The organism is Streptomyces hawaiiensis (assembly GCF_004803895.1).
GTDB lineage: Bacteria > Actinomycetota > Actinomycetes > Streptomycetales > Streptomycetaceae > Streptomyces > Streptomyces hawaiiensis.
In genome coordinates this window covers 2,126,570-2,141,080 of the sequence record NZ_CP021978.1, presented here as the reverse complement: position 1 = coordinate 2,141,080, position 14,511 = coordinate 2,126,570, and the positions used below count along the sequence as shown (strand labels likewise).

The following is a 14,511-nucleotide window of genomic DNA, read 5'->3' as shown; positions in this document are numbered from 1 at the left end:
ACCGAGACGCGAGATCCGAGAGGCGCGCATGACCTCTGTGCCCACGCCGATCCCCTCACGCACGCAGTACGTGCTGGAGGGGATCAAACACCGCATCCTCACGGGGCAGTTGACGCCCGGGCAGGCGCTGGTCGAGACCGAGCTCGCCGCGCAGTTCGGGGTGTCCAAGACCCCGGTGCGTGAGGCGCTCAAGACCCTCGCCGGGACCGGGCTGGTCGTGATGAGCCAGTACAAGGGCGTCACCGTGCGCATGGTGGACGCGGACATGGCGCGCGAGGTCTACGACGTCCGGCTGTTGCTGGAGCCCGAGGCGCTGAAGCGGGCTGTGCAGCGCGGGGCCTCCCTGGACGTCGCCCGCGAGGCGCTGACCCGGGCCGACGCCGCCACCGACACCGCCGAACGCTCCCTCGCCAACCGGGAGTTCCACCGCGCCCTGTATCTGCCGTGCGGCAACCCGCTGCTCGGCCGGATGCTCGACGAGGTCCGTGACCAGGCCGCCCTGGTCTCCGCCGTCGCCTGGGCCGCCTCGCCCTCCTGGGAGCGGGAGGCCGGCGAGCACCGGGAGATCCTGCGGCTCGCCCTCGACGGCGACGCCGACGGCGCGGCGCGTGCCCTGCACGCCCACATCGCGTCCTTCGTGCAGCGCGCTTTCCCCCAGGCAGGACTGGAACAGGAAGGTCAGGAATGAGCAGCGTGGCGTTCGAGACCCAGCGTGCGGCCCTGGCCGACGTGGTGGCGATCCCGGTGACCCCGTTCGCCGAGGACGGCTCCGTCGCGCAGGACACCCACCGGGCCCTGCTGCGCCGCCTGCTCGACGGCGGCATCACGACCCTCACCCCGAACGGCAACACCGGCGAGTTCTACGCCCTGACCCCCGAAGAGCGCCGCCTGGTCACGGAGCTGACGATCGACGAGGCCGGGGAGCGGGCCGTCGTCCTGGTCGGCGTCGGGCACGACATCCCCACCGCCGTCGCCTCCGCCCGGCACGCCCGGGAGCTCGGCGCCCACATGGTGATGGTCCACCAGCCCGTCCACCCCTACGTCTCCCAGGCCGGCTGGGTCGACTACCACCGCGCCATCGCCGCGGCCGTGCCCGAGCTGGGCGTCGTGCCGTACATCCGCAACGCGCAGCTCACCGGTGCCCGGCTCGCCGAACTCGCCGACGCCTGCCCGAACGTCATCGGCGTGAAGTACGCCGTCCCCGACGCGGCCAGATTCGCCGCGTTCGCCCGGGACGCGGGTCTGGAGCGGTTCGTGTGGGTGGCGGGGCTCGCCGAGCCGTACGCCCCCTCCTACTTCTCCGCCGGCGCCACCGGATTCACCTCGGGGCTGGTGAACGTCGCCCCGGCCGTCTCCCTGAACATGATCGAGGCGCTGCGCTCCGGCGACTACCCGGCCGCGATGAAGGTCTGGGAGCAGATCCGCCGCTTCGAGGAGCTGCGCGCCGCCAACGGCTCCGCCGACAACGTCACCGTCGTCAAGGAGGCCCTCGCCTCCCTCGGGCTGTGCCGCCGCGAGGTCCGCCCGCCGAGCAAGTCGCTGCCGGAGAGCGAACGCGCCGAGGTCGCCGCCATCGCCGCCGGGTGGTCGATATGACCGGCCGGAAGCGTCCCGAGGAGCTGCGGAGCCACCAGTGGTACGGCACCGAGGGGCTGCGCACCTTCAGCCACCGCGCCCGCACCCGGCAGCTCGGCTATCTGCCCGAGGAGCACCTGGGCAAGCCGGTCATCGCGATCCTCAACACCTGGTCCGACATCAACCCCTGCCACGTCCACCTGCGCGACCGCGCCCAGGCCGTGAAGCGGGGGGTGTGGCAGGCCGGCGGTTTCCCCCTGGAGTTCCCGGTCTCCACGCTCAGCGAGACCTTCCAGAAGCCGACCCCGATGCTCTACCGCAACATGCTCGCGATGGAGACGGAGGAGCTGCTGCGGTCGTATCCGGTCGACGGGGCCGTGCTGATGGGCGGTTGTGACAAGTCGACGCCCGCGCTGCTCATGGGAGCCGCGTCCGCCGATCTGCCGGCGGTGTTCGTGCCGGCCGGGCCGATGCTGCCGGGCCACTGGCGCAACGAAATCCTCGGCTCCGGCACCGACATGTGGAAGTACTGGGACGACAAGCGGGCCGGCGTCATCGGCGACTGCGAGATGCAGGAGCTGGAGAGCGGCCTGGCCCGCTCGCCCGGCCACTGCATGACGATGGGCACGGCCTCCACGCTGACCGCTGCCGCCGAGGCCCTCGGCGTCACCGTCCCGGGTGCCTCCAGCATCCCGGCCGTCGACTCCGGGCACGACCGGATGGCCGCCAGGGCGGGCATGACGATCGTCGAACTGGTCGACAAAGACCGCAAGCTGAGCGACATCCTCACCGCCGAGGCCTTCCAGGACGCCGTGACGACCGTGCTCGGACTCGGCGGCTCCACCAACGCCGTGATCCACCTGATCGCCATGGCGGGCCGCGCGGGGGTCCGGCTCACCCTCGACGACTTCGACCGCGTCGCCCGCACGGTCCCGGTGCTGGCCAACGTACGGCCCGGCGGACAGACGTACCTGATGGAGGATTTCCACTTCGCGGGCGGCCTGCCCGGGTTCCTCTCCCGGATCACGGACCTGCTCCACCTGGACCGGCCGACCGTCTCGTACGACACCCTGCGCGAGCAGATCACCGGCGCCCAGGTCCACAACGACGACGTCATCCGCACCCGGGACAACCCGGTCGCGCCGGAGGGCGGAGTCGCCGTGCTGCGCGGCAACCTCTGCCCGGACGGCGCGGTCATCAAGCACATCGCCGCCGAGCCGCACCTGCTCAAGCACACCGGGCCCGCCGTCGTCTTCGACGACTACAAGACCATGCAGCGCACCATCAACGACCCGGCGCTCGGCATCACCCCCGACCACGTGCTCGTGCTGCGCAACGCCGGCCCCAAGGGCGGCCCGGGCATGCCCGAGTACGGGATGCTGCCGCTGCCCGACCACCTGCTCAAGCAGGGAGTCCGGGACATGGTCCGGATCTCCGACGCCCGGATGAGCGGCACGAGTTACGGCACGTGTGTGCTGCACGTCGCGCCAGAGTCGTACGTCGGCGGACCGCTCGCCCTCGTGCGCACCGGCGACAGCATCACCCTCGACGTCGAGGCGCGCGCCCTCCATCTCCACGTCGACGACGAGGAACTGGAGCGGCGCAGGGCGCAGTGGACCCCGCCGCCCGTCCGGTACGAGCGCGGCTACGGCGCGCTCTACAACGAGCAGATCACGCAGGCCGACACCGGCTGCGACTTCGAGTTCCTGGCCCGACCGGGCAAGGTGCAGGACCCGTACGCGGGCTGAACAGGAACGACTCACGCGCCACCGCACCACCTTTGCTCAGCACGACCCGGCACGACCCTGCCCGGGGAGAAAGCGCTTCCCGCGCACGTACCGACGCACGACGTACCACGACGTACTGAGAACGGAGAACAGTCATGGCCCAAGCCGCAGCCGTGGCGAAACCGCCCGCGCCACCCCGGCGGCGCCGGGCCTCCGCCACGCCGCGCAGGCTCCCGTACCTGCTGATCGCACCGGCCGCCCTGCTCATGGTGGGGTTCATCGCCTATCCGGTCATCAGCGTCTTCTACTACAGCCTGCAGAACTACAACCCCACCAAGCCATGGCGGAACGGTTACGCGGGCTTCGACAACTTCGTCCACGCCTTCACCAAGGACCCGATCTTCTGGGACACCCTGGTCTTCAGCGCCAAGTGGGTCGTCGTCGAGGTCGGGCTCCAGCTGCTGTTCGGCCTCGCGCTCGCCCTGATCGTCAACCAGACCTTCGTGGGCCGGGGCCTCGGGCGCGCCCTGGTCTTCTCCCCATGGGCCGTCTCCGGCGTGCTGACCTCCGCGATCTGGGTGCTGCTCTACAACTCCCAGACGGGCATCACCCGTTACCTCGCGGACATGGGCATCGGCTCCTACGGCACGAGCTGGCTGTCGGACACCTCGACCGTGTTCCCGGCGGCGATCGTGGCCGACCTGTGGCGAGGGGTGCCGTTCTTCGCGATCCTCATCCTCGCCGACCTCCAGTCGGTCTCCAGGGACCTCTACGAGGCCGCCGAGGTCGACGGAGCGAGCCGGATCAAGCAGTTCTGGCACATCACGCTGCCGCACCTGAAGGACGCCATCATCCTGTCCACGCTGCTGCGCGCGGTGTGGGAGTTCAACAACGTCGACCTGCTCTACACCCTGACCGGCGGCGGCCCGGCGGGTGAGACGACCACGCTGCCGCTGTACATCGCCAACACATCCGTCGACGCCCACAACTTCGGCTACGCGTCGGCCCTGACCACGGTGGCGTTCGTGATCCTGCTCTTCTGCTCGATGGTCTACCTGCGGCTGAGCAAGTTCGGAGGCGAGAAGTGAGCGTCAAGGAAGCCACCAAGGCCGCACCCGCCCCCGTGCGCGCCACCACCGAACCGCCGCGCCCCGCCAAGGGCCACCGCGCCTGGGACGAGGCACCCCGCTGGCAGATCTACCTGCCCCTGGGCATCTACCTGCTCTTCACCCTCGTCCCCTTCTACTGGATCCTGCTGTTCTCGCTGCGCCCGGCCGGCTCGACCTCGCTCGTGCCCTGGCCGATGACCTTCGACCACTTCGAGAAGGTCTGGACGGAGCGCAGCTTCGGCACCTACTTCGCCAACAGCGTGCTCGTCGGCGTCGCCACCCTGCTGATGACGACGCTCGTGGCGCTGGCCGGCGGCTACGCCCTCGCCCGGTTCGACTTCAAGATCAAGCGGGCGTTCATGCTGGGCCTGCTGTGCTCCCAGTTCGTGCCGGGCGCGCTGCTGCTGGTGCCGCTGTTCGAGATCTTCGCCGAACTGCAGATGATCAACTCGCTGGGCAGTGTCATCCTCGCCGAGACGGTCTTCCAGCTGCCACTGTCGATGATCCTGATCAGCAACTTCATCAAGAACGTGCCGTACTCCCTGGAGGAGGCGGCCTGGGTCGACGGCTGCAACCGTATGACGGCCTTCCGGATCGTGGTGCTGCCGCTGCTGCGGCCCGGCCTGATCGCCGTCGGCTCGTTCGCCTTCGTCCACTCCTGGAACCACTTCCTGTTCGCCCTGATGTTCCTGAACAACCAGGACAAGCAGACGATCCCCGTCGGCCTCAACAGCCTGATGAGCGCCGACAGCGTCGACCTGGGCGCGCTCGCCGCGGGCGGCATCATCGCGGCCGTTCCGGTGGTGCTCGTGTTCGCCTTCATCCAGAAGTGGCTGATCACCGGGTTCAGCGCGGGGGCGGTGAAGGGATGAGGGGCCGACACCTGGCCGTCGCGGCCGGGCTGCTGGGGGTGCTCTGCGTGCCCGCGCACGCCGAGGCCCGGGACATCGGCCGCGACACCCTGCCCGCGAACGACGGCTGGGCCGCCGAGGGAGCGGGCACCACCGGAGGCACGGCCGCCGACGCCGACCACGTGTACACGGTGACCGACCGCGCAGGGCTCGTCCGGGCCCTCGACGGCGGCAGCGACACCCCGAAGATCATCAAGATCGCCGGGACGATCGACGCCAACACCGATGCCGAAGGCGACCGGCTGGACTGCTCCGACTACGCCACCGGCGGCTACAGCCTGAAGAAGTACCTCGCCGCCTACGACCCCCGCACCTGGGGTTCCGCCAAGCCCGGCGGCCCCCAGGAGGAGGCCCGCCAGGCCTCCGCCGCGCGCCAGGCCGAACGGATCGTGCTCCCCGTCGGCTCGAACACCACCCTCGTCGGCCTCGGCGACTCGGCCGTCCTCAAGGGCGCGAGCCTCCAGGTGAGGAACGCCGACAACGTGATCATCCGCAACCTCGACGTGCGCGACGCCTACGACTGCTTCCCCGTCTGGCAGCCCAACACCGGCGGCCTCGGCGACTGGAAGACGGCGTACGACAACATCTGGCTGACCGGAGCCACCCATGTGTGGGTGGACCATGTGACCCTGAGCGACAAGGGCCACCCCGACGCGAAGGAACCCACCTACTTCGCCCGCAACTACCTGCGCCACGACGGCCTGCTGGACATCACCAACGGCTCCGACCTGGTCACCGTCTCCTGGAGCCGCTTCGCCGGCCACGACAAGGCGATGCTCATCGGCAACGGCGACACCGCCACCGGCGACCGCGGCAAGCTCCGGGTCACCCTGCACCACAACCGGTTCGAGTCCGTCGTCCAGCGCGCCCCGCGCGTCCGCTTCGGCCAGGTGCACCTCTACAACAACCGGTACGACATCACCGGCGACGACCACCGCTACTCGCTCGGCGTCTCCACCGAGTCGAGGATGTACGCGGAGAACAACGCCTTCCACGCGCCCGGCCATGTGGAGGTCGCCGACCTGGTCAAGAGCTGGAACGGCAGCGCCCTGCACCAGAGCGGCACGCTCTTCAACGGCTTCCCGGTCGACCTGCTCGCGATCCACAACGCATACAACTCGGGCAGCGAGCGCGATCTGACGGCCGACGTCGGCTGGACGCCCGCCCTGCACGGGCGGATCGACAGCGCCCGGGAGGCAGACCGGGCGGTGGCCCGCGGCGCGGGTGCGGGGAGGATCCCATGAGCGGTCGCATGATCGATCCCATGAGCGAACCCCTGAGCACGCCCCTGCCCGTCGTCCTCGCCGGTGCCCGCGGTCACGGCCGCTGGCACGTGGAGAACATCCGCCGTCTACAGCGCAAGGGCATCGTCCGGCTCGTCGGAATCTGCGAGCTGACGCCGCTGACCGAGGAAGAACTGGGCGACCTGGGCACCCCCGAGCAGTCCGCCGACTTCGGCGCCCTGCTCGACTCCACCGGCGCCCGGATCGCGGTGATCTGCACCCCGATCCCCACCCACACCGACCTCGCCCTCACGGCGGCCGAACGGGGTGTGCACCTCCTCCTGGAGAAGCCGCCCGCCCCCTCCTACGCCGAGTTCCGCCGGATGGCCGACGGGGTCGCCGCGGCCGGAGTCGTCTGCCAGATCGGCTTCCAGTCGCTGGGCTCGCACGCCCTGTCCGCCGTCCGCGAGCTGATCGAGAAGGGCGCGATCGGGGAGCTCGTCGGGATCGGCGGCGCCGGTGCCTGGGTGCGCGACGAGGACTACTTCCGGCGGGCGGCCTGGGCGGGCAAGCGGCGGCTGAACGGCGTCGACGTGATCGACGGGGCGCTGACCAACCCCCTCGCCCACGCCGTCGCCACCGCCCTCGCCCTAGGCGGCAGCACCCGCGCCGAGGACGTCACCCGCATCGAGACCGAGCTGCTGCACGCCAACGACATCGAGTCCGACGACACCTCCTGCGTCCGGATCACCACCGCGCAGGGCCACCCGGTCACCGTCGCCGCGACCCTGTGCGCCGAGCGGGCCGACGAGCCGTACGTGCTGGTGCACGGCAGCAGCGGCCGGATCACCTTCTGGTACAAGCAGGACCGCGTGCTGCTCCAGCGCGCGGGGCACGGCCCGGAGGAGTCCGAGCACGGCCGCACCGACCTGCTGGAGAACCTCGTCGACCACCTCACCACCGGCGCGGACCTGCTCGTCCCGCCGGACGGGACCGGCGCCTTCATGAAGGTCGTGGAGGCCATCCGCACCGCTCCCGACCCGGCATCGCTGCCCGACACCGCCTGGCACCGGATCCCCGGCGAGAACCGCCGGGTGGTGCCCGGCATCGACGGACTCGTCGCGGCCGCCGCCGACACCCTCTCCCTCTACTCCGAGCTCGGCGCCCCCTGGGCACCCCTGTCGAACGAGGTGAGCACCCGATGACCGGCAACGACACAGCGGTCCTGCGCGTCGCCGGCCGGCCGGTCGGCCGGTACGTCACCCGGCCCGAGCTGCCGGCCCGGCTCTCCCCGCGCCCCTACCTGCACCCCGTCACCACCCTGGCCGGCACGGCCGTGACCGAACTCGCCCCGGCCGACCACGCACACCACCTCGGCGTCGGTGTCGCCGTTCCCGACGTCGAGGGGTTCAACTTCTGGGGCGGGCGCACCTACGTCCGCGACCAGGGCCCGACCGAACTCGACAACCACGGCTCGCAGCGGCACATCGCCTTCCAGCTGCGCGACCCGGACGGCTTCGTGGAGGAGCTGCGCTGGGTGAGCCCGGGCGGCGAGCTGCTGCGCGAGCGCCGTACGGTCGCCGCCACCGAACTCACCGGCCACGCCTGGGCGCTGGACCTCACGTTCTCCCTCACCAACGTCACCAGGAGCCCGCTGTCGATCGGCAGCCCCGCGACCAACGGGCGCCCGGGCGCGGCCTACGGCGGCTTCTTCTGGCGGGCCCGCAAGGAGTCCACCGCGCCGGAGGTCTTCACGGCCGGGGCCGACGGTGAGGAGAAGGTCCACGGCCGCCCCGCCGACTGGCTCGCCCTCCGCGGCGGCACCTGGACGCTGGTCTTCGCCGGCGCCACCGAACAGACCCGCCGCGACCCGTGGTTCGTGCGCACCGAGGAGTACCCGGGCGTCGGCTCCTCCCTGGCGTACGACGCACGCGTGCCGCTCCCGCCGGGCGAGACCGTCGTGCGCCGGGTGGTCACCGTCGTCGCCGACGGCCGGCTCGACCGGGACGCCGCGGCGTCCCTCGTCCGCAAGGCGGTGAGCCCGTGACCTCCGGGACCTACCGCAACCCGGTCCTCGACGCCGACTGGTCCGACCCGGACGTCGTCCGCGTCGGCGACGACTTCTACCTGACCGCCTCCAGCTTCGGCCGCGCCCCCGGACTGCCGCTGCTGCACTCCCGGGATCTGGTCAACTGGACCCTGGTCGGCCACGCGCTCGAATGCCTTGAACCGGCCGCCGAGTTCGGCAGACCCCGGCACGACTGCGGTGTCTGGGCCCCCTCCCTCAGGTATCACGACGAACGCTTCTGGATCTTCTGGGGCGACCCCGACCAGGGCATCTTCCAGGTCAACGCCCCGCAGATCAGGGGCCCCTGGACCCGCCCGCACCTGCTGAAGGCCGGCAAGGGCCTGATCGACCCCTGCCCCCTGTGGGACGAGGAGACCGGGGAGGCCTACCTGGTCCATGCCTGGGCCAAGTCCCGCTCCGGCGTCAAGAACCGCCTCACCGGCCACCGGATGCGCCCCGACGGCACCGGCCTCCTCGACGAGGGCAAGGTGATCGTCGACGGCGACCGCATACCCGGCTGGTTCACCCTCGAAGGCCCCAAGCTGTACCGGCACGACGGCTGGTTCTGGATTTTCGCCCCCGCCGGCGGCGTGGAGACCGGCTGGCAGGGTGCCTTCCGCTCGCGCGGCTTCTTCGGGCCGTACGAGGAGAAAGTCGTCCTGGAGCAGAAGGACACCGACGTCAACGGGCCCCACCAGGGCGGCTGGGTACGCACCCCGTCCGGCGAGGACTGGTTCCTGCACTTCCAGCAGCGCGGCGCCTACGGCCGTGTCGTCCACCTCCAGCCGATGCGCTGGGGCCCGGACAGCTGGCCGGTGCTCGGGGACGACGGCGCCCCCGTCCGCGAACACCGCCGCCCCGCCCTGCCGCCGCAGCCGCCCGCCGCGCCGGCCACCGACGACGACTTCCCCGGCGGACGGTACGGCCGCCAGTGGCAGTGGACCGCCAACCCGGGCGACGGCTGGGCCACCCAGCACTCCGGGGACGGGCTGCGACTGACCTGCGTCCGCTCGGCCGACGCTCACGACCTGCGGAAACTGCCCCACGTGCTGACGCAGCGGCTGCCCGGAAAACCCTGCACCGCCGAGGTGGAGCTACGCCTCGACAGCGACGATCCCGGGGCCCGGGCCGGACTCGCGGTCCTCGGGGACGCGTTCGGCTGGATCGGACTCCAGCGGGGCTCGGACGGCACCGTCCACCTCGTGCACCGGTTCGCCGAGGGTGTCGCCGAGGCCGAACGTGACGCCGCCCACCCCCGACTCGCCCCCGAGGGCCGGGTCCGGCTGCGGATCGAGATCGGCGCGGACGCCCGCTGCCGCTTCTCCTCCGACGTCGGCGACGGCTTCCGCCCGTCCGGCCCAGTCTTCGCCGCCACCCCGTGGCGCTGGGTCGGCGCCCTGCTCGGCCTCTTCGCCCTCGCGCCCGCCGGTCAGGGACACGCCGGCGCGGCGACCTTCACCCAGTTCCGGATCAGCTACTCGTAACGAACCCTTGTCGTACGCCTGTTGGGAGCCGCAATGACGCACCTCCGTAGCAAGCGCTTGTCGAGACCGGGGCACGGCAGGATCGCGGCCGCCGTGCTCGGCCTGGTCGTCGCGCTCGGCCTCGGCTCGATCGAGGACGCCCAGGCGGCCCCTGCATCGCGGCCCGGCCCCACCGCGGACCGCTGGACCGACCGGCCGCACGGCTTCGCCTCCCTCGCCGGCGGCACCACCGGCGGGGCGGGCGGCAAGGTCGTCACCGTCACCGACCAGGCCGCACTGGCGAAGTACGCGGCGGCCGAGGAGCCGTACGTCATCCGCGTCGAGGGCACCCTGGAGATGGAGCCCTTCGGTACGGAGATACCCGTCGCCTCGGACAAGACCATCATCGGCGTCAGCGACACCGCCGAGATCGTGCACGGTGGCTTCACCCTCGACCCCGGCACGCACAACGTCGTCATCCGCAACCTCACCATCCGCGACACCGCCATCGAGGGCAACTGGGACTGCAAGGACACCGACTACGACGGCATCCGCCTGGACACCGCCCACCACGTGTGGATCGACCACATACGGTTCTCGCGGATCTGCGACGGGCAGCTCGACATCCGCAAGGACAGCGAGTACGTCACCGTCTCGTACAACCAGTTCACGGACAACAACAAGACCTTCGGCATCGGCTGGACCCCGAACGTCAGGACGCAGATCACCGTCGACCACAACTGGTTCCGGGGCACCAAGCAGCGCAACCCGTCCGCCGACAACTGCGCCTACGCGCACCTCTACAACAACTACCTGTCCGCGCAGCTGTCCGACGGCGACCCGGTCTGGACGTACGGCAACTGGTCGCGCGGCAGGACGAAGATGGTCATCGAGAACAGCTTCTACGACGGCGTCCAGCACCCCTACCAGGCCGACGCGAGCGCCGAGCTGGTGCAGCGCGGGTCGATCCTGCGCAACACCACCGGCCGGCACGACGCGTGGGGCACCGCGTTCGACCCGCGGGACTTCTACTCCTACCGGCTCGACCCGGCCGCCGCCGTGCCCGCGCTGGTGAAGCGGTTCTCCGGGCCGCAGCAGCGGATCGGCGGGCCGGTCACGCTGCGCGTCCCGGGCGACTACCCGACCGTGCAGGCCGCCGTGGACGCCGTCCCCGACGGCAACGACATCCCGCTGACGATCGCCGTCGCGCCGGGCACCTACCGCGAGAAGGTGTTCATCCCCGCGAGCAAGCCGGACATCGAACTGCGCGGCACCGGACGGGACCGCTACGACACCGTCATCGTCTTCGACACGCCCGCCGAGTACGGGGGTTCGACGGGGAGCGCCACCGTCCGGATCGCCGCGAACGACGTCACCGCCCGCAACCTCACCTTCAGCAACGACTTCGACGAGGCCGCGCACGAGCTGAAGGGCGAGCAGGCCCTGGCGATGAAGACGACCGGCGACCGGATCGTCTTCGAGGACACCGCGTTCCTGGGCAACCAGGACACCCTCATGACCGACAGCCCCAAGCTGACCACCGTCAGCCGGGTCTACGTCCGCGACTCCTACATCGAGGGCGACGTCGACTTCGTCTACGGACGGGCCACGACGGTGATCGAACGGTCGGTGATCCGGGCACTGAGCCGCGGCTCGGACTCCAACAACGGCTACATCACGGCGGCTTCGACATGGAAGGGCAACCCGTACGGGTTCCTGATCACCAAGTCGAAGATCGTCAGCGACGCTCCCGCCGGGACCTATCACCTGGGACGGCCCTGGCACCCGGGCGGCGAGCCGGACGCGGTCGCCCAGGTGCTGATCCGGGACACCCGGCTGCCCGCCGCGGTCAAGTCCTCGCCGTGGACCGACATGAGCGGCTTCTCGTGGAAGGACGCGCGGTTCACCGAGTACCGGAACCACGGCCCGGGCGCGTCGGTCACCGCCGACCGTCCGCAGATGAGCGACCGGGATGCGCGCTCCCACACCGTCACCGCCTACCTGGCGGGCACCGACGGCTGGGCGCCGCACACCCGCCACTGACCCCCCCACACCTTCAAGTTCCGCTGGATCCAGAAGAAGAGAGCCGACCAATGAAGATCAGCAATCGCACCAGCAGCAGAGGCGGGCGCCGCACCTCGGCCGCCGTCGCCCTGGGGGCCGTGCTCGCGCTGACCGCGACCGCCTGCGGCGACGACGGCAGCGGGGCGGGCGGCGACAAGGGCGCCGACGGAAGCGGCAAGGGCAAGATCGTCTTCTGGGACAACAACGGCGGTGTCCGCACCGAGAGCTGGAAGGAGATCATCGCCGACTTCGAGAAGGCCAACCCGGACATCGAGGTCGACTACGTCGGGATCGCCTCGACCGAGTACCAGTCGAAGGTCGACACGGCCCTCCAGGGCGGCGGCCTGCCGGACGTCGGCGGTGTGGGCGCGGCGATGCTCGCGGGGTTCGCCGCGCAGGGCGCGCTGGAGCCGCTCGACGAGCGGCTCGGCTCGTCGTCCCTGAACGGCAAGCTCAACAAGGACATGGTCGAGTCGCTGAAGGCCGCCGGCGGCGGGGACGACAAGCTGTACTCGATCCCGACCTCCGCGAACAACGGTGTGCTGTACTACCGCACCGATCTGTTCGAGAAGGCGGGGCTCCAGGCGCCGACGACGTGGGACCGGTTCTACGAGGCCGCGAAGAAGCTGACGAACGCGGGCAAGAACGAGTTCGGCTACACCATTCGCGGCGGTGCGGGTTCCATCGCCCAGGCGCTGGACGCCATGTACGGGCAGTCCGGCATCACGTCGTTCTGGGACTCCAGTGGTGAGAAGACCACGGTCAACGACCCCAAGAACGTGGCGGCGCTGGAGAAGTACGCGGCGCTGTACAAGAAGGTCACTCCGGCCGCCGACCTCAACAACGACTTCACGAAGATGGTCGCGCAGTGGGACTCCGGCACGATCGGGATGCTGAACCACAACCTCGGGTCGTACCAGGACCATGTGAAGGCGCTCGGGGTCGAGAAGTTCCGGGGCATTCCCCAGCCGGTCGGCTCCTCCGGCAAGCGGGTGCAGGTGTCCAACCCCGTGGACGGGCTCGGGCTGTTCAAGAGCGGCAAAAACAAGGACGCGGCCTGGAAGTTCATCGAGTTCGCCACGTCCAGGGCGGAGAACTCGAAGTTCAACGAGGCGGCGGGGCAGGTGCCGTCGAACACGGACGCGGCGAAGGACGCGTGGATCTCGAAGGCCGAGCCGACGAAGCTGGCCGCTGACGCGTTGTCGGACGGGTCGACGACGATTGTGCAGCTGCCGTATTACCTGCCGGACTGGAACACGATATCCAAGGCCGACAACGAGCCGAACTTCCAGAAGGTGCTGCTGGGGAAGATGAGTGCGAAGGAATTCCTGGACACGATGGCTGAGCAGCTGAATGCCGCGCAGGAGGAGTGGGACCAGCAGAACGGGTAGTTCTGGACATCGCCGTGGGGCGGCCTGTGGTTCGCAGGGTGCGGGCCGTCCCTGGCTTGTCGCGCCCACGCGGCGGAGCCGCATATTGATACAGCCCCGCGCGCCCCTCGGTGAGTTGACCAGCCCCCCGCTGAAAGGAACTCCGCGTGTCTCTGAGTCGTAGACAGGTTGCTGTTGCCGCGGCCGCCGTGCCCCTGGCGTTTGCCGCCACCGGTACCGCTCACGCCGGTGCCCGTCGTACCCCCATCCTCTACATCGCCGGTGATTCCACCGCCGCGCAGAAGTACAAGGACGCCGCGCCCGAGACCGGGTGGGGAATGGCGATTCCCTTCTTTCTGCAGAGCTCCCGGCTTGCTGTGTCCAATCACGCCGTGAACGGGCGGAGTTCGAAGAGCTTTGTCGACGAGGGGCGGCTGAAGGGGATCCTGTCCGCCATTCGGCCGGGGGACTTCCTCCTCGTGCAGTTCGCTCACAACGACGAGAAGGCGGAGGACCCCACCCGGTACACCGAGCCCTGGACGACGTATCAGCAGTATCTGCGGATGTACCTCGACGGGGCCCGGGCCCGTGGGGCGCGGCCGGTGCTGGCGACCTCCGTGGAGCGGCGGCGGTTCGACGCCGCCGGGAAGGCCCTGCCGACGCACGGGGAGTACCCCGCGGCCATGCGGGCGCTCGCCGCCGAGGAGCGGGTGCCACTGCTCGACGTCCAGGCGCTGTCGCTGGCCCTGTGGCAGCGGCTCGGCGTCGAGGAGACCAAGAAGTACTTCAACTGGACCGCGACCGAGCAGGACAACACGCACTTCAACCCGCCGGGGGCCATCGAGGTGGCCCGGCTCGTGGCGCGGGAGCTGCTGCGGACCCGGGTGCTCGGGCCGCGTGATGTGCGGCGGCTGGACGGGCGGATCCCCGAGTCCTGGATCACCTGGCCGGAAGCCGCCGCGTAACACCCCGACGGCCGCGTAACACCCCCCGACGAAGAA

At 70.5% G+C, this 14,511-nt stretch carries 12 protein-coding genes; all 12 read left to right on the top strand.

Going from position 1 to position 14,511, the window contains the following annotated elements; translation table 11 throughout:
• Nucleotides 1-28: 28 nt before the first annotated feature.
• The 12 genes from CEB94_RS09885 to CEB94_RS09830 all read left to right on the top strand — a co-directional run bounded on the left by CEB94_RS09885 (nt 29) and on the right by CEB94_RS09830 (nt 14,475).
• Entirely contained in the window at nt 29-688 is a 660-nt protein-coding gene (locus CEB94_RS09885; RefSeq protein ID WP_175431824.1) for a GntR family transcriptional regulator, read from the top strand.
• Nucleotides 685-1,596, top strand: coding sequence for a dihydrodipicolinate synthase family protein (locus tag CEB94_RS09880; protein WP_175431823.1), 912 nt, complete (start codon nt 685-687; stop codon nt 1,594-1,596). The genes CEB94_RS09885 and CEB94_RS09880 overlap by 4 nt, the downstream gene beginning before the upstream one ends.
• Complete coding sequence (gene araD / locus CEB94_RS09875) at nt 1,593-3,323, top strand: L-arabinonate dehydratase (protein WP_175431822.1); 1,731 nt, start codon at nt 1,593-1,595, stop codon at nt 3,321-3,323. The genes CEB94_RS09880 and araD overlap by 4 nt, the downstream gene beginning before the upstream one ends.
• 134 nt (nt 3,324-3,457) lie before the next feature.
• Nucleotides 3,458-4,390 carry a carbohydrate ABC transporter permease gene (locus tag CEB94_RS09870; RefSeq protein ID WP_031143502.1) on the top strand — a complete coding sequence of 311 codons (933 nt, stop codon included), beginning with the start codon at nt 3,458-3,460 and terminating at the stop codon, nt 4,388-4,390.
• On the top strand, nt 4,387-5,283 hold the full coding sequence (locus CEB94_RS09865; RefSeq protein WP_175431821.1) for a carbohydrate ABC transporter permease: 897 nt from the start codon (nt 4,387-4,389) through the stop codon (nt 5,281-5,283). The genes CEB94_RS09870 and CEB94_RS09865 overlap by 4 nt, the downstream gene beginning before the upstream one ends.
• Complete coding sequence (locus CEB94_RS09860) at nt 5,280-6,566, top strand: pectate lyase family protein (protein WP_175431820.1); 1,287 nt, start codon at nt 5,280-5,282, stop codon at nt 6,564-6,566. The genes CEB94_RS09865 and CEB94_RS09860 overlap by 4 nt, the downstream gene beginning before the upstream one ends.
• The gene (locus tag CEB94_RS09855) at nt 6,563-7,750 is read left to right on the top strand and encodes a Gfo/Idh/MocA family protein (protein ID WP_175431819.1); all 1,188 of its coding nucleotides are present in this window, start codon (nt 6,563-6,565) and stop codon (nt 7,748-7,750) included. Before CEB94_RS09860 ends, CEB94_RS09855 begins: the two co-directional genes overlap by 4 nt.
• Nucleotides 7,747-8,592, top strand: coding sequence for a DUF6807 domain-containing protein (locus CEB94_RS09850; protein WP_175431818.1), 846 nt, complete (start codon nt 7,747-7,749; stop codon nt 8,590-8,592). The genes CEB94_RS09855 and CEB94_RS09850 overlap by 4 nt, the downstream gene beginning before the upstream one ends.
• Nucleotides 8,589-10,097, top strand: a complete 1,509-nt coding sequence (locus CEB94_RS09845) for a glycoside hydrolase family 43 protein (RefSeq protein WP_175431817.1) — start codon at nt 8,589-8,591, stop codon at nt 10,095-10,097. Before CEB94_RS09850 ends, CEB94_RS09845 begins: the two co-directional genes overlap by 4 nt.
• Before the next feature lie 33 nt (nt 10,098-10,130).
• A complete protein-coding gene (locus CEB94_RS09840; RefSeq protein ID WP_175431816.1) occupies nt 10,131-12,119 on the top strand; it encodes a pectinesterase family protein in 1,989 nt (662 codons plus the stop codon).
• A 50-nt stretch (nt 12,120-12,169) separates the two neighbouring features.
• The gene (locus tag CEB94_RS09835; RefSeq protein WP_175431815.1) at nt 12,170-13,531 is read left to right on the top strand and encodes an ABC transporter substrate-binding protein; all 1,362 of its coding nucleotides are present in this window, start codon (nt 12,170-12,172) and stop codon (nt 13,529-13,531) included.
• Between the two features lie 146 nt (nt 13,532-13,677).
• Complete coding sequence (locus tag CEB94_RS09830) at nt 13,678-14,475, top strand: rhamnogalacturonan acetylesterase (RefSeq protein WP_175431814.1); 798 nt, start codon at nt 13,678-13,680, stop codon at nt 14,473-14,475.
• Nucleotides 14,476-14,511 lie beyond the last annotated feature (36 nt).